The sequence below is a fragment of the Sphingomonas sp. HMP9 genome (assembly GCF_013374115.1).
Classification (GTDB): Bacteria; Pseudomonadota; Alphaproteobacteria; order Sphingomonadales; family Sphingomonadaceae; genus Sphingomonas.
The window spans coordinates 26,205-40,908 of record NZ_AP022673.1 but is presented as its reverse complement, the minus strand read 5'-3'; the positions used below and the strand labels follow the sequence as shown (position 1 = coordinate 40,908).

The window sequence follows — 14,704 nt, the reverse complement described above, 5'->3', positions numbered from 1 at the left end:
CTTCGACTACGCTCAGGACGAACGGTATTCTGGATTGATCTCGTGACCCCCACCAAGCCCCCTCTTTCTCCCGGCCTTCGCATGGGCGTCGACTATGGCCCGCTCGCGGTCTTCTTCGCGGTCAACTTCCTCACCCCTGGCGCGCCGATCGCGCGCGTGATCGCCGCCACAACCGCGTTCATCATCGCCACGGTCGCGGCGATGATCGTGTCGAAGGTCAAGGCGGGGCACATCTCGCCAATGCTGTGGCTGTCGGGCGCGCTGATCATCGTGTTCGGCGGGCTGACGATCTATTTCCATGACCAGCGCTTCATTCAGATGAAGCCTACGATCATCTATACGATGTTCGCTGCGATCCTGCTGTTCGGGCTGCTCACCGGGCGTCCGCTGCTGCAGTCGTTGCTGGAGAGCGCGTATCCCGGCCTCACCGCGCAAGGCTGGCACAAGCTGACACGCAACTGGGTCGTGTTCTTCATTTTCATGGCGCTGCTGAACGAATTCGTCTGGCGCTACACGCTGGCGGCGTGGGGCAAGGACGCCGGCTGGAATTTCTGGGTCGGCTTCAAGCTATGGGGTGCGATCCCGCTGACGCTGGTCTTCGCGTTCGCCAACATCCCGATGCTGCTGAAGCACGGATTGCAAACGGGCGACAAGGCCGTGACCGACCTGCCGCCCGAAGGGTAATTCTACTTCTCCCCTCCCGCTCGGGAGGGGCCGGGGAGGGCCTGATCCAACAGACTGACGCCAGCCTGCGGACAACCCCTCCCCTAGCCCCTCCCGCAAGCGGGAGGGGAACCAAGGGTCAGCCCGCGACCTGCGCGTAGCGCTCGGCCACGACGTCCCAGTTTACGATGTCCCACCAGGCCTTCAGATAGCCCGGACGATCATTCTTGTACGTCAGGTAATAGGCGTGCTCCCACACGTCGTTGCCCAGCAGCGGCGTTCCCGGCTCCTTGGCGTCGTCCATCAGCGGGTTGTCCTGGTTCGGCGTGCTCGTGACCTTCAGCTTGCCGCTGTCGTCGGCGATCAGCCATGCCCAGCCCGACCCGAACTGGCCCACACCCTTGGTGTTGAACTCTTCCTTCAGCTTGTCGAGACCACCGAAATCGCGGTCGATCGCCTCGGCGAGCTTGCCCGATGGTGCCTGGCCACTCTTGGCCGCCATCGTCTTCCAGAAGAAGTCATGGTTCCAGAAGCCACCGCCATTGTTGCGGACCAAAGGCGGCTGCGACGAGATCATGCCGAGGATGTCCTCGATCGACTTGCCGGCCAGCGCGGAGTCCTTCTCAACGCCCTCGTTCAGCTTGGCGGTGTACGCTGCATGATGCTTGTCGTGATGAAACTTCATCGTTTCCTGGTCGATCACCGGCTCGAGCGCGTCATAGGCGTAGGGCAGCGGTGGGAGTTCGAAAGCCATCAGGATTCTCCTTCGTGAATGGGGTCGGACGTGAAACGCCCGCGCGCTTCAAATGGTCCCCACAAAGTCGTTACGCAAGCGTGCCCGTCGCCGACGCGAGCCTATTACGCGGCCGTCTTGCCGTATTCCTGCCGTGTCACCGGGTGGCTCGACGAGAGGCCGCCATCGACCGCGATCGCCTGCCCGTTGACGTAGCTGGCGTCGTCGGAGGCGAGGAACAGCGCGACCTTCGCGAGTTCGTCCGGCTGTGCGCCGCGGTGGAGCGGGTTTAGGCGGCCGACCCGGTCCATCTTGTTCGCCTCGCGCGCATAATCGAACACCGGCTTGGTCATGCCGGTCTCGGTGAGCCCCGGGCAGATCGCGTTGACGCGGACGTTGGAGCCGGTGAGCTGCTGCGCGGAGACGGCGGCCAGATTGATCACCCCGGCCTTCGACGCCGAATAGGCCGGCGAGCCGGCGCCCGAGCGGATGCCAGCGACACTGGCGGTCAGGACGATCGCGCCCTTCCCGCGCTCGGCGATACGCGGCGCGGCGTGCTTGATCGCGAGGAACGGGCCGATCAAATTGACACGCAGCACCTCGGTGATCAGCGCGACATCGGTATCGAACAGGTTCGCCATTCCGCCTGAAATACCTGCATTGGCGAACATCACGTCGAGCCCGCCGAAACTGTCGCACGCAAGCGTCACCGCACGGATCACGTCGTCTTCGAGCCCGGCGTCGATGCGGATCGCCTTCGCGGTGCCGCCGGCTTGCGCGATAAGATGCGCGGTCTCGTCCGCTCCTTCGGTCTTGTCGGCGACGACGACATGGCCACCCTCGGCCGCGAACAGCAGCGCGGCCGCGCGGCCGATGCCCGAGCCTGCGCCGGTTACGATGATCGACTTGTTCTCGAAACGCATGGGGGTTCTCCGGTTAGATCGTGACGCCGCCGTCGATGACCATCGTCTGGCCGGTCATGAACGCGCTCGCGGACGAGGCGAGGAAGACGACCGCGCCGGCAATCTCTTCTGGTTCGCCGATCCGCCGGAGCGGCACGCGCGTGTTGGCGGCCTCGATACGATCGGGATCCTCCCACAGCACACGCGCGAAGTCGGTCTTGATCAGGCCGGGGGCGATGCAGTTCACGCGGACGTTTGCGGGGCCGAATTCGACCGCGAGATTGCGCGCAAGCTGCATGTCGGCGGCCTTGCTGATGCAGTATGCGCCGATCACCGGCGAGCCGCGGAGGCCACCGATAGAGGAGATGATGACGATGCTGCCGCTGCGCCGCGCGAGCATCTCCGGCGCGACCATCTGAATCAGCCAGTGGTTCGAGACGATGTTGTTGTCGAGGATCTTGCGGAACTGGTCGTCGGCGATGCCGGCCTGGGGGCCGTAATAAGGGTTAGAGGCGGCGTTGCAGACGAGGATGTCGATCCGGCCGAAGCGCGCGCGGGTCTGGTCGACGAGGCGCTGGAGGCCGGCTTTGTCGGAGATGTTCGCGGCGACGGCGATCGCGGTACCATCGCCGTGCCTGGCGTTCAGCTCCGCCGCGACCGTATCGCACGCGTCCTGCTTGCGGCTGGAGATCACGACCTTCGCACCGTGCCCGGCGAGCTCGCGTGCGGAAGAGAGGCCGATACCCCGCGACGATCCGGTGACGATCGCGACCATTCCGGTTAAATCGAACTGCGACATTCTACCTTCTCCCCTCCCGCATGCGGGAGGGGTCGGGGGTGGGCGCCCGGCCTTCCACATACGGTGTACGATGCGGTGAGCGCGAGCCCACCCCTAGCCCCTCCCGCAAGCGGGAGGGGGATGAATTACGCCCCCGCCTTCACCGCGAACCCCCAGGCCGCATCAGCCAGCCCGTGAATCTTTGCCACCGTCTTCTCCGCCTGCGCGCTCGACGCTGTGCCGTCGACGATGCGCTTCTTGATGCCCTGGACGATGCCGGTCAGGCGGAAGAGGTTATAGGCGAAATACCAGTTGAGATCCGGCACGCCATCGCGGCCCGTGGCGGCACAATAGCGTTCGACGACCTGCTCGATCGTCGGGATGCCGGTGTCGGGACCGGTCATGCCCAGTACGCCCGAACGCCCCTCCGGTTCGGTCACCCAGCTCATCAGCAGATACGAGAAGTCCGCGAGCGGATCGCCGAGCGTCGACAATTCCCAGTCGAGGACCGCGATAACCTTCGGCTCAGCCCCGTTCGAATTGGCGGGCCCGAAGATCATGTTGTCGATGCGGTAGTCGCCGTGGACGATCGAGGTGCGCGTCTGCTCAGGGAGCGTCCTTGGCAACCACTCGATCAGACGCTCGACCGATTCCATAGGCTCGGTCTCGGCAGCGCGATATTGCTTGGTCCAGCGGCCGACCTGGCGCTCGAAATAATTGCCGGGCTTGCCGTACTCGCCCAGCCCCGCCGCAGCATGATCGGTGTTGTGGAGCGCGGCGAGCGTGTCGACCATCGCCTCGTAATGCGCGGCGCGCTCGGCAGGGGTCGCGCCGGGCATCGCACCGTCCCAGATCGTCCGCCCCTCGACCATCTCCATGACGTAGAATGCCGCGCCAATGACGCCCGCGTCTTCGCACAACCCGTAGGGACGCGGCACGGGAAAGCCGGTTGGATGCAGACCCGCGATGACGCGGTATTCGCGGTCGACGGCATGCGCGCTCGGCAGGATCGGCCCGAACGGTTTGCGCCGCAGGACATAGGCGCGGTCCGGCGTGTCGAGCCGGTAGGTCGGATTCGACTGACCGCCAGCGAACTTCGCGTAGGTAAGCGGCCCGGCATAACCAGCGACGTTGGTGGTCATCCACGCATCGAGCTTGACGAGGTCGAGCTTGTCGCGCTCGCCGACTGCGATCGTGCCGACCATGCTCGTCGAAGCGTCGCTCATGCGAACGTGATCACGCTACGGGTGGTGTCGCCGCGACGCAGTTCGTCGAACGCGTCGTTGATACGCTCCAGCGGCATCCGGTCGGCGATGATCGTGTCGAGGTCGAGCAGCCCGCGCATGTAGAAATCGACCAGCCGCGGAATGTCGACCGGGAACCGGTTCGAGCCCATGAACCCACCCTGCAACCGCTTGCCCGAAAGCAAGTCCATCGCCGACAGCCCGACCTTCTCGCCGAGCGGCATCATGCCGAGAATAGTCGCGGTACCGCCTCGCCGCAGCACCTTCACCGCGGTCGCGGCCGATTGCGCGCGCCCGACCGCCTCGATCGCATGATGCACGCCGCCCTTGGTGATCGCGACGACCTCGTCCGCGGCGGTATCGGACAGCGCGTCGATGCTGTGCGTCGCGCCGAGCTTCTCTGCCATCGCGCGCTTTTCCGGGACGGGATCGAGTGCGATGATCTTGCCCGCGCCAGCGATCTTGGCCGCATTGACGGCTGCCAGTCCGATCCCGCCGCAGCCGACGACGCAGACCGTCTCGCCCGGCGTGACATCGGTGGTGTTGAACACCGCTCCCGCGCCCGTCGTGATCGCACACCCAAGCAACGCCGCCCGGTCCATCGGCATGTCGCGGTCGATCGCAACGCAGGCGTGTTCGTGGACCAGCATCATCTCGGCATAGGCGCTGAGGTTGAGCATCTGTGCGATCGGCCGGTCACCGAGCATCAGACGCGGGGCGGCGCCCTTGGGACGGCGGACGCTGGCGTCTATGCACAACGACATCCGGCCCGTGACGCAGAATTCGCACTGGCCGCAAAACGCCGACAAGCAGGTCACGACATGGTCGCCGACCTTCACGCCACGCACTTCGTCGCCGACCGCCTCGACGACGCCGCAAGCCTCGTGCCCGGGAATCGTCGGCATCGCGTGCGGATAGGCGCCATCGACGAAATGCAGGTCGGAACGGCACACGCCGACTGCCATCGTGCGGATGAGCACTTCGTGTGCCGTCGGCTTCGAGACGGTGACGTCCTCGATGCTGAGCGGGGTGTTGGCTTCGAAAAGGACGGCGGCTTTCATGGTCGATGCGCTCCGGAAACACTGCGGTAAAAGAACACCGCTAGAAATATTGCCGTTCGTCCCGAGTAGGGATCGAGCGAAGTCGAGAACCCGTATCGAAGGACCTCCGTGCGATCACAGGTCCTTCGATACGTCATCTCGACACGCTCGATGCCTACTCGGGACGAACGGGATCGGGGGGCGACGAGGGTTTACCGGCTCACCCCGACATCGCCGCTCGACACGCCACCTCTCCGGAAGTCCCCGTATTTCCCGAACTCGTTGCGCGCGATCGAGCGGTTGTGGACTTCGTCCGGACCGTCGGCGAAGCGCACCGTCCGCATCGCCGCCCAGTCGTGCGCCAGCCGGAAGTCGCCCGACACGCCGCCGCCGCCGTGCGCCTGGATCGCGTCGTCGAGGATCCGAAGCGCCATGTTGGGCGCGGCGACCTTGATCATCGAAATCTCGATCTGCGCGGACTTGTTGCCCGCCTTGTCCATCATATCCGCCGCCTTGAGGCACAGCAGCCGAGTCATCTCGATATCGATGCGCGCGGTGGCGATTCGCTCTTCCCATACCGAGAAGTCGGCGATCCGCTTGCCGAACGCGACACGGTCCAGCAACCGCCGCGCCATCGCCTCGATCGCGGTCTCGGCGACGCCGATGGTCCGCATGCAGTGATGGATACGGCCCGGCCCGAGCCGACCTTGCGCGATCTCGAACCCGCGGCCCTCGCCAAGCAACACATTCTCGACCGGTACGCGGACATTCTCGAGCACCACTTCGCCGTGCCCGTGCGGCGCGTGGTCATAGCCATAGACCGACAGCATCCGCTTGATCGTCACGCCGGGCGTGTCCATCGGCACGAGGATCTGGCTCTGCTGCTGATGGCGCGAGCCTTCGAACGAGGTTTTGCCCATCACGATCGCGATCTTGCAGCGCGGATCGCCGACGCCAGACGACCACCATTTCGTGCCGTTGATGACGTAGTGATCGCCGTCGCGGACCATGCTCGTCTCGATATTGGTCGCGTCCGACGACGCCACCGCAGGCTCGGTCATCAGGAACGCCGAGCGGATCTCGCCGCGCATCAGCGGCCCGAGATACGCCTCCTTCTGGTCGCGCGTGCCATAGCGGTGAAACACCTCCATGTTGCCGGTATCGGGGGCGGAGCAGTTGAAACACTCGCTCGCCCAACTGACCTTGCCCATCTCCTCGGCGCATAACGCATATTCGAGATTGGTGAGCTGGGTGCCTTCGAACTCGAACGAATCGTCGACATGCGTCTGCCCCGAATGCGGCGGCATGAAGAAATTCCAGAGTCCCGCTGCCTTGGCCTTCTCCTTCATCTCCTCGATCACCGGAATTACCTTCCAGCGCTCGCCCTCATGCGCCTGCTGGTCGTAATCGGCCTGTCGGGGGCGGATGTTCTGGTCGATGAAATCGCGGACCCGATCGCGGAAATACGTCTCTCGTTCGCTGAAGCTGAAATCCATGCGGGCTCTCCGTTCGTCATCGCTTTTGACGCGGGTTAGACCATACCGCGTATTCGGTAAAGCATGTGCAGCGGTCCAGAAAGCATGTTTTCAAGTCCGCCCTGAAAGCGCCTAAAAAGCACTGTATCTTCAAATCGAAGCTGATAGGGTGTTTCGATGAAGGTTCCGGCAGAGGCCAGCGACGAGAGCGAACAGGGTACCAAGCGCTTCCGTGCGAAGCGTGATGCGATCCTCGCCGCGGCGGCAGAAGCGATCAACGAGCAGAGTGCCAAGGGCATGACGTTCGCGGACGTGGCGCGGCGCGTCGGGCTCAACACGACGAGCGTTACCTATTATTTCAAGCGCAAGGAAGACCTCGCAGCGGCGGCGTTCGAAAACACGCTCGAGTCCCTGATCGCGATGCTCGACATCGCGATGGAAGAAGCGACGCCGGAAGATCGCGTACGGCGCTATCTAGCGCTTAACATGGACCGCCTGAACCGCATTCAGCGCGGCGAGGAGAAGGCGTTCGCCGTCCTGTCCGATCTGCGCGCCACCGAGGAACCGATGCGCGGCCGGCTGATGGCGGGCTGGCGCGAGGTGTTCCGGCGGACTCGGCTGCTGTGGGGCCCGACGTCGTCGCGCGCGCAGACCGATCTCAACGGCGCCCGCGCGCATGTGCTGCTCGAGAACACGTTCTGGCTGCCGATCTGGCTGACGCGGTACGAGCCCGATCAGTATGGCCGCGTCGAGGAGCGGCTGATGGACGTGTTCGCGCACGGCATCGCAGGCAAGGACGCCAAATGGTCCCCTACCCTGCTCGATCTGAGCCATGACGAGGCGGAGCCAGGGCGCGAGGCGTTCCTGCTGGCTGCCACCCGGCTGATCAACGAACTCGGCTATCGCGGCGCGTCGGTGCAGAAGATCGCGTCCGAGCTGAACGTGACCAAGGGCAGCTTCTACCACCATCTCGACGCGAAGGACGACCTCGTCATCGCGTGCTATCGCCGCAGCTTCGACACGATCGCCGATGCGCAGAGTCGTGGCGAGGCGGAGGGCGGCAGTTACTGGCACAAGCTGTCGAGCACGGTCGCGACCCTGCTCGACGTGCAGTTCGCCGAGCGGGGGCCTTTGCTGCGCACCACCGCACTCAGCGGTTTGCCGGTCGGCGTGCGCAACGCGATGGTCGATCGTTCGAACGGCATCGCGCGACGCTATGCGGGCATGATGATGGACGGGATCGGCGAAGGCTCGATCCGTGCGGTCGATGCGCTGATCGCGGCGCAGGCACTGATGGCGCTCCAGAACGCGGCGTTCGACATGCGCAAATGGGCGTCGACGATGCCGCGCGAACGGGCGATCGCGATGTACGCCTCGACGCTGATGTTCGGTCTGTTCGACGACCGGATGGCGAAAGCCTGACCGCTCAACCCGAAGTCATGTGCGCTTCAAGTCGGAACGGTTTGGTTACGTCACATTAACCTCTGAGGGCCGATCCCGGGTCTTCACGGAGGCGGCATGCACACGATCACGACCGATCTTGCGACGGGGATTATCGAGGTGGACGCGTCCGGCTTCTGGACGATCGAGCATGTCCAGGATTTCCTGCGCGACCTGGAGCGCGAGGGACGGCGCGTGCTGGCAACCGGCAAGCGGCATACGCTGCTGTGCAACTTCTCGAAGTCCGCGATCCAGCCGCAGGAGGTGATCGCGATGCTGCAACGCGTGGCCGTATCGATGCCGCTGAAGTCGCGCAAGGTCGCGCTGTATACCGATGGCAAGCTGGCGCGGCTGCAGGTGAAGCGGATCGCGTCTGTGCGCGACGACATGGCGGTGTTCGACGATCGGAAGTCGGCGATGGCTTGGATATTGGAGGATGGGGTTACCGGATAGCTTGGCTACGCGGTATCTCATCAATCATCCTGCGAACGCGTGGGGATCGCCAACGCCCCCACCCCGTCATCCTGACGAAGGAGGGTGCGTGCTTACCTCACCGCATCCTCTGCGCGCTTCAGCAGAACCCCAGCGCGCCAGTAATGAAACAGCGCCCACGGCGTCATCAGCACGATGATAACCAGCGCATAGCGCAGCGAATCCGCGCCGAACCCCGGCTTCAGAAGATCGCTGAGCCAGCCGACCAACGTTGGTCCTAGGCCGAGCCCGACCAGATTAATGACCAGTAACGTGATTGCCGCCCACATCGCGCGGATCTGCAATGGCGCGAGATGCTGGATCAGCGCGAAGCTTGGTCCGAGATACGAGTTGGCGAAGACGAGCGAGACGAAATAGCTGCCGATCGCGATCGCGGGCGCGTCGATCAGGTAGAAAGCGAGCGCGAACGGAAGCGACAAGCCCTTCATCACGAGGACGACCCAGGCCTGGACATGGAGGCCGTGCCTCTTGGCGAGCATGTCGGCGATCTTGCCGCCGGCCAGCGCCGACACCGCGCCGAACAACGCCCCCGGGAGCGCGATATAGCGCGAGATGTCGAGCATCGATACGCCCAGCGACCGCTGCATGTAGCTCGGCCCCCAACCCGTCAGCGCATAGCCGATCATCGAGGTGAGCGTGACACCGACCACCAGATGCCGCGCCGGCGCACTCGCCCACATCGACGCGAAGCCCTGCCCCACGCTCGGCATCGGCGTCGCCTCGGCTGCGCGGGCGGCGTCGGACAGCCCGCGGCGCGGCTCGACCATGAACAGCCGGACCAGGATGGCGAGCGCGATCCCCGGCAGACCGACTGTCATCATCGCGATCCGCCAGCCGTACGAATGCGCGACCACACCGCCGATCAGCGTGCCAAACCCTGCGCCGAGCACGACACCGAGCGAATACACCGCCATCGCACTCGCGCGCTTCTCGGGCGGGTAGAGATCGGCGATGATGGAATGGCTGGGCGGACTCGACCCCGCTTCGCCGATGCCAACGCCGATCCGGAACAGCATCAGCTGCGTGAAATTTTGCGCAAGGCCGCACAGCGCGGTCATCGCGCTCCAGATCGTCAGGCTGGCGGCGATGATGTTGCGCCGACTGGTCCGATCCGCCAACCGCGCGACCGGGATGCCGAGCGTCGCGTAGAATATCGCGAACACCAGACCCGACAGCAAGCCGAGTTGCGTGTCGGTTAGCAGCAGGTCCGCCTTGATCCGTTCGAGCAGGATCGCGAGGATCTGGCGATCCATGTAACTGAAGAAATAGGTGAAGGTGAGGAGCGCGAGCGTCAGGCCCCGTCGCTTCATCGCCAATGCGTCGGCGATCTCGGGATGGGACTGATACGCTGCGGCCACCGGCAATACCTCGAAGTCGAAACAGGCCTTACGCTAGGGCAATCGATGCGTACCAGACAAGCGAAAGCTGCATCTTCCGCCGACTTGCGGCGAGCCGATAGGCTGGCGCCGACGAACATTATTACCGCTTGGAAACAAGCTCTTACGGATTTGACGATAATACCGGGGCATCTTGAGAAGGACGGCGGAAGATGCGCCCTCGTTCGGGCCGCTCTTCCGCCTTATCCCCTCTCCAACGTCGTCGCCGGGCTCGCCTGCCATCGTTGATGGAGCGGAGCGTCCGGGCAATCTGAATACCGGGTATGCAGCTTCCCTCGCACAGATTCGCGACGTTGCAAAGCGTATTGTGGTTACGGGATCCGCCGAGGAGAGAATCCTGCAGTCGCGTCCGTCTCCTTAAGACCGCGCCAAAAGGACACGGCAATCAAGGACAGCAGCGTACCGATGTCCGAAGAGGCTAATACGACGCGGTTGGAGGAGACTGTAGCGCAGGCCGCGCATTAGTCGCTGATCGTCCAACCCAACCGCGGATCGCCACCGCGGACGGGTTGGGCTGCGGCCAACCTCTGCGCGAAACTGCCATCGGCGACGTAGGCCGGCGGACCAGCAATCGCTGGCGGCGGACTATAGGCGATTGTCGCGTAGGATGGTGATGCCAACGGCGCGTTTCGCGCGAACGGCATTAAGGGGAGAGCGGCCGGCGGTACGTACCGAGCCATGCGGATCGCCGGACGCGCGATCCGGGTCGCCTCGCCCGTGAACGCGGTGAACTGGCGCCCCTGCTCGAACACGGCATTGTGCCCGGTGACGAACGCGCCCGCGACGACACCGCCGACGATGATCGTGCCGATCGTCTCGCCGGTCCGGCCATCACCCGCGACGTGATAGCGACCGACGACAGGCACGCTATGACCGCCGACCTCGACCGAGCGGAGTTCGATATCGAGCTTGCCCGATCTACCGAACGCGCCTTTGCCCGTCCTGAGGGTGACCGCGCCGACACCGGGAGATCCACGCGGGATGAGCACCGCACCATCGACGATCACGTCCCGCGCGACGGAGACCGCGACAGATTGCCCGACGCGTGCGCGATCCGACGCAATCTCCTCGTCCAGGCGCAACAGCATTTCGGTATGCGCCGGCACGACGATCGCCGGATCCATGGGCGCCGGATCCATGGGCGCCGTCTGCGCAGCGATGGCGGTCGGTAGCATGCACAATGCCGCAACGATGATCTGCTTGTGCACTCTATTTTCTCCCCGGCGGGCACGACGTGTCCCGCGCCGGAGCTAAGCGAAGAAGGACTTCTATCGTGTGAAACGAGTTGGTTAACCGTGCCGGTTACGCGTTTGCGCTGAGCCGGGCAGAGGCGCGGGCGTGCCATGCTTTCAGGTGTTGGAGATCCTCTGGTACCGGAACACCGACGAACTTCGCGAAATCGATCGTGGTGAGCAGGACGATATCGGCAATCGTATAGCGCTCACCGTCGAGCCAGTCGCGACCGTCGAGCACGGAATCGAACTCCGCCATCGCCGCCAGCACGCGCGGGCGCTGGCTCTGGCCGAACTCGGTATATTGCGGGTTCACGATCCGCGCGGTCCAGGGGTGCGTGTGCAGCCATACCATCGACAGCGGCGTCATCAGCCGCAACTCGATCCGCCGCGTCCACATGTCGATCTCGGCGATGTTGTGCGCGCCGCGGCCAAACATCGGCGGATCAGGGTGGAGCACCTCGAAATAGCGGCAGATCGCGACGCTCTCGGTCAGCACGCGGCCATCGTCGAACGCGAGTGCTGGCGTCTGCCCGAGCGGATTGACCGCGAGGAACGGGTCGGCCTTGTGCTCGGCCTTGGGGATCGAGATTTGAGCCGTCGGCACGCGGACGTGCTTTTCGGCGAGGAAGATGCGGACGCGGCGCGGATTGGGCGCGGGCAGCGCGCTATCGTAGAACAGCAAGCGGATCACTCCTTCGGTTTTTCGAACATCGCGTATGGCATTGCCGGCCACGTTCGCCTAGCGATGCCGGAATGACGACCGCCGCAGAGATGCTCGCCACCGGCTTTTCCACCTTGCCGGACCTGATCCATGCACACGCACTGGAGCGTGGCGGGCGGGTCGCGGTGGCCGATGCGCAGGGCAGCATCGACTATGCGACGCTCGATGGCGTGATGGACCGGGTAGCGGCGGCGTTGCAGCGCGATGGCGTGACTTCCGGCACCGCGGTGGCGATCGTGGCGGCGCCGACGACCGACTATGCAGCAATATTCCTTGGTGCGGTACGGGGCGGATGTGTCGCGACGCCGATCGCGCCTTCGGCGACGGCGGCGGCGATCGCGGCGATGATTGCGGACAGCGGCGCGCCGATCGTCTTCCTCGATTCGGAGAATGCTCGGGCGTTGGAGGGGCAAACGCTGTCAGCCCGCCGCATCGTGTTGTCCCGCAAAGACTGGCCCGCCTCCGCGGGGGAACAAGATTTTGGGGATTGGCTCGCGCCCGAAGGTGCCAAGCCAACCCCCGTCGCGATCGCTCCGTACGACGCGTTCAATATCATCTACTCATCGGGCACGACCGGAACCCCAAAGGGTATCGTCCAGAGCCACGCGATGCGGTGGGCGCATATTTCGCGCAACACCGCCGCCGGGTTCGACACCGCGGTCACGATGATCGCCACACCGCTCTACTCGAACATCACGCTCGTCAGCTTCCTTCCGACGCTCGGCTGGGGCGGCACGGTCGTGCTGATGGGGAAGTTCGAGGCGCGCGCATATCTCGAGCTTGCCGAACGCTACCATGCGACACACACGATGCTGGTGCCCGTCCAGTATCAGCGGATCATGGCGCTCCCCGATTTCGACCGCTTCGACCTGTCGGCATTCCGCTTCAAGACCAGCACCAGCGCGCCCTTCTCCGCGGCGCTGAAAGCCGACGTGGTTGCGCGTTGGCCCGGCATACTCGTCGAATTCTACGGCATGACCGAGGGCGGCGCGAGTTGCGCGCTGAACGCGACCGCCAACCCGACCAAGCTGCACACCGTCGGCCAGCCGATGCCGGGCCACGAGATCCGCCTGATCGACGACGACGGCAACGAGGTGGCCCCAGGCAAGATGGGCGAAGTCGTCGGCCGCAGCCCGGCCATGATGAACGGCTATCACGGCCGCGTGGAGGCGACGCGCGATGCCGAATGGCATGACGAAAACGGCAATCGCTACATCCGCCACGGCGATGTCGGCCGGTTCGACGAGGACGGTTTCCTCACGCTGATGGACAGGAAGAAGGACCTGATCATCTCGGGCGGGTTCAACATCTATCCGTCGGACCTGGAGGCGGTGTTGGCACGGCACCCGGCCGTTGCGGACTGCGCGGTGATCGGTGTTCCGTCCGAAGCATGGGGCGAAACGCCGCTCGGCTTCTACGTCCCACGGGCCGATGCAATCGAGGATGCGCCCGCGATCCTGACCTGGGTGAACGGTCAACTCGGGAAGACGCAGCGGCTGTCCGCGCTTCACAGAGCCGACGAACTACCCCGGAGTGCGATCGGCAAGGTGCTCAAACGCGAGCTGCGCGATCGGCTTAGCGCAACTCTTCCGTCATCCTGACGAGAGTCAGGATCCAGAGCCATAGACGTCGGATTGCTTGGCTCTGGATCCTGGGTCGAGCCCAGGATGACGAAGGAAGAAGGGAGCGAACTGCATGACCAGTCTGAAGCAGGCTATCGACGCACTGGAGCCGATCGAGGGTGGCTGGCGCGGGACCGTGCCCGAGAACTGGCTGCAAGGCCGCACCGCGTATGGCGGCTTTTCCGCAGCGCTCGCGCTGCATGCCGCGCAGAAGTCGGACGTCGACCTGCCGCCGCTGCGATCCGCGCAGGTGTCGTTCATCGGGCCGCTCTCGGGCGATATCGTGATCCGCGCGGGCCGGTTGCGGCGCGGGCGCAACGCCGCGTTTGTCCAGGCGGATGTCGAGAGTGAGGCAGGGCTCGGGCTGCGCGCGACGTTCGTGTTCATGGGCGCGGTCGCATCGCGCGTCGATCACCAGACCGGCAGCGCGCCCGACTTCCCGATGCCCGAGCCCGATACGCCGACCTTTCGCGGCCATAGCGCGGTCGCGTTCTCGCGGAACTTCGACCTGCTCGACCGTCGCGACGACAGCGTCGGGCCGGCGGAATGGCTGCGCTGGGCACGGCTGGTCGAGCGCGAGGGGCTCGATCCGATGGTCGAACTGATCGCGGTCGCCGATGGCCTGCCGCCCGCTGCGCTCAAGTTGCTCGGCGGGCCGGCGCCGCTCAGTTCGATGACGTGGCTGCTCAACATCCTCGGCCCGCAACCGGTGACGCGTGATGGCTGGTGGCTGCTCCGCGCGACCACCGACTATACGAAGGAGGGTAGTTCGAGCCAGCAGATGGCGATCTGGAACGCGGACGGCACGCCGGTCGCCGAACAGATGCAAAGCGTCGCGATCTTCGCCTAGTCCTGGCCGAGCGCGCCCGACATATCTTGCGACACATTGCGCGCGCGCCGGCAAAACCCTGCGACAACCGGGGTTTAGAAAGACGGTCATTCGATGGGAATTCGTCCCACTC

General features: G+C 64.7%; 14 protein-coding genes. 5 read left to right on the top strand and 9 right to left on the bottom strand.

Going from position 1 to position 14,704, the window contains the following annotated elements; translation table 11 throughout:
• Window positions 1-81: 81 nt before the first annotated feature.
• A complete protein-coding gene (gene ispZ / locus HMP09_RS00215) occupies window positions 82-684 on the top strand; it encodes a septation protein IspZ (RefSeq protein WP_176498677.1) in 603 nt (200 codons plus the stop codon).
• 118 nt (window positions 685-802) lie between these two features.
• Here ispZ and HMP09_RS00210 read toward each other — a convergent pair whose 3' ends face one another.
• From HMP09_RS00210 to HMP09_RS00185, 6 genes are all read right to left on the bottom strand, one after another.
• The gene (locus tag HMP09_RS00210; RefSeq protein ID WP_176498676.1) at window positions 803-1,417 is read right to left on the bottom strand and encodes a superoxide dismutase; all 615 of its coding nucleotides are present in this window, start codon (window positions 1,415-1,417) and stop codon (window positions 803-805) included.
• A 104-nt stretch (window positions 1,418-1,521) separates the two neighbouring features.
• A complete protein-coding gene (locus HMP09_RS00205) occupies window positions 1,522-2,319 on the bottom strand; it encodes an SDR family NAD(P)-dependent oxidoreductase (RefSeq protein WP_176498675.1) in 798 nt (265 codons plus the stop codon).
• Between the two features lie 13 nt (window positions 2,320-2,332).
• A complete protein-coding gene (locus tag HMP09_RS00200) occupies window positions 2,333-3,097 on the bottom strand; it encodes an SDR family oxidoreductase (RefSeq protein WP_176498674.1) in 765 nt (254 codons plus the stop codon).
• A gap of 125 nt (window positions 3,098-3,222) precedes the next feature.
• Window positions 3,223-4,302, bottom strand: a complete 1,080-nt coding sequence (locus tag HMP09_RS00195) for a phosphotransferase family protein (protein WP_176498673.1) — start codon at window positions 4,300-4,302, stop codon at window positions 3,223-3,225.
• A complete protein-coding gene (locus tag HMP09_RS00190; protein ID WP_176498672.1) occupies window positions 4,299-5,381 on the bottom strand; it encodes a Zn-dependent alcohol dehydrogenase in 1,083 nt (360 codons plus the stop codon). Before HMP09_RS00190 ends, HMP09_RS00195 begins: the two co-directional genes overlap by 4 nt.
• Before the next feature lie 191 nt (window positions 5,382-5,572).
• Window positions 5,573-6,856 carry an acyl-CoA dehydrogenase family protein gene (locus HMP09_RS00185; protein WP_176498671.1) on the bottom strand — a complete coding sequence of 428 codons (1,284 nt, stop codon included), beginning with the start codon at window positions 6,854-6,856 and terminating at the stop codon, window positions 5,573-5,575.
• A gap of 156 nt (window positions 6,857-7,012) precedes the next feature.
• Between HMP09_RS00185 and HMP09_RS00180 the strand changes: the two genes are divergently transcribed.
• Window positions 7,013-8,257 carry a TetR/AcrR family transcriptional regulator gene (locus HMP09_RS00180; protein WP_176498670.1) on the top strand — a complete coding sequence of 415 codons (1,245 nt, stop codon included), beginning with the start codon at window positions 7,013-7,015 and terminating at the stop codon, window positions 8,255-8,257.
• A gap of 96 nt (window positions 8,258-8,353) precedes the next feature.
• The gene (locus tag HMP09_RS00175; RefSeq protein WP_176498669.1) at window positions 8,354-8,728 is read left to right on the top strand and encodes an STAS/SEC14 domain-containing protein; all 375 of its coding nucleotides are present in this window, start codon (window positions 8,354-8,356) and stop codon (window positions 8,726-8,728) included.
• A gap of 92 nt (window positions 8,729-8,820) precedes the next feature.
• Here the strand turns inward: HMP09_RS00175 and HMP09_RS00170 are convergent, their stop codons facing one another.
• The 3 genes from HMP09_RS00170 to HMP09_RS00160 form a co-directional block, all read right to left on the bottom strand.
• Window positions 8,821-10,125 (bottom strand): spinster family MFS transporter, encoded by a 1,305-nt coding sequence (locus tag HMP09_RS00170; protein ID WP_232090483.1) that lies wholly within the window; start codon window positions 10,123-10,125, stop codon window positions 8,821-8,823.
• Window positions 10,126-10,625: 500 nt separating this feature from the next.
• Complete coding sequence (locus HMP09_RS00165; RefSeq protein ID WP_176498668.1) at window positions 10,626-11,372, bottom strand: hypothetical protein; 747 nt, start codon at window positions 11,370-11,372, stop codon at window positions 10,626-10,628.
• Between the two features lie 94 nt (window positions 11,373-11,466).
• On the bottom strand, window positions 11,467-12,090 hold the full coding sequence (locus HMP09_RS00160; protein WP_232090482.1) for a glutathione S-transferase family protein: 624 nt from the start codon (window positions 12,088-12,090) through the stop codon (window positions 11,467-11,469).
• Window positions 12,091-12,152: 62 nt separating this feature from the next.
• On the opposite strand from HMP09_RS00160, the gene HMP09_RS00155 reads away from it, so the two are divergent.
• On the top strand, window positions 12,153-13,721 hold the full coding sequence (locus HMP09_RS00155) for a class I adenylate-forming enzyme family protein (RefSeq protein ID WP_176498666.1): 1,569 nt from the start codon (window positions 12,153-12,155) through the stop codon (window positions 13,719-13,721).
• A 94-nt stretch (window positions 13,722-13,815) separates the two neighbouring features.
• Complete coding sequence (locus HMP09_RS00150; protein WP_176498665.1) at window positions 13,816-14,592, top strand: thioesterase family protein; 777 nt, start codon at window positions 13,816-13,818, stop codon at window positions 14,590-14,592.
• Window positions 14,593-14,704: the final 112 nt, after the last annotated feature.

Excerpts from the sequence above, each read along its gene's own strand:
- HMP09_RS00175 (WP_176498669.1), top strand. The coding sequence starts at position 8,354 with ATGCACACGATCACGACCGATCTTGCGACGGGGATTATCGAGGTGGAC.
- HMP09_RS00150 (WP_176498665.1), top strand. The coding sequence starts at position 13,816 with ATGACCAGTCTGAAGCAGGCTATCGACGCACTGGAGCCGATCGAGGGT.
- HMP09_RS00180 (WP_176498670.1), top strand. The coding sequence starts at position 7,013 with ATGAAGGTTCCGGCAGAGGCCAGCGACGAGAGCGAACAGGGTACCAAG.
- HMP09_RS00200 (WP_176498674.1), bottom strand. The coding sequence starts at position 3,097 with ATGTCGCAGTTCGATTTAACCGGAATGGTCGCGATCGTCACCGGATCG.
- HMP09_RS00195 (WP_176498673.1), bottom strand. The coding sequence starts at position 4,302 with ATGAGCGACGCTTCGACGAGCATGGTCGGCACGATCGCAGTCGGCGAG.
- HMP09_RS00185 (WP_176498671.1), bottom strand. The coding sequence starts at position 6,856 with ATGGATTTCAGCTTCAGCGAACGAGAGACGTATTTCCGCGATCGGGTC.
- HMP09_RS00210 (WP_176498676.1), bottom strand. The coding sequence starts at position 1,417 with ATGGCTTTCGAACTCCCACCGCTGCCCTACGCCTATGACGCGCTCGAG.
- HMP09_RS00190 (WP_176498672.1), bottom strand. The coding sequence starts at position 5,381 with ATGAAAGCCGCCGTCCTTTTCGAAGCCAACACCCCGCTCAGCATCGAG.
- ispZ (WP_176498677.1), top strand. The coding sequence starts at position 82 with ATGGGCGTCGACTATGGCCCGCTCGCGGTCTTCTTCGCGGTCAACTTC.
- HMP09_RS00155 (WP_176498666.1), top strand. The coding sequence starts at position 12,153 with ATGACGACCGCCGCAGAGATGCTCGCCACCGGCTTTTCCACCTTGCCG.
- HMP09_RS00205 (WP_176498675.1), bottom strand. The coding sequence starts at position 2,319 with ATGCGTTTCGAGAACAAGTCGATCATCGTAACCGGCGCAGGCTCGGGC.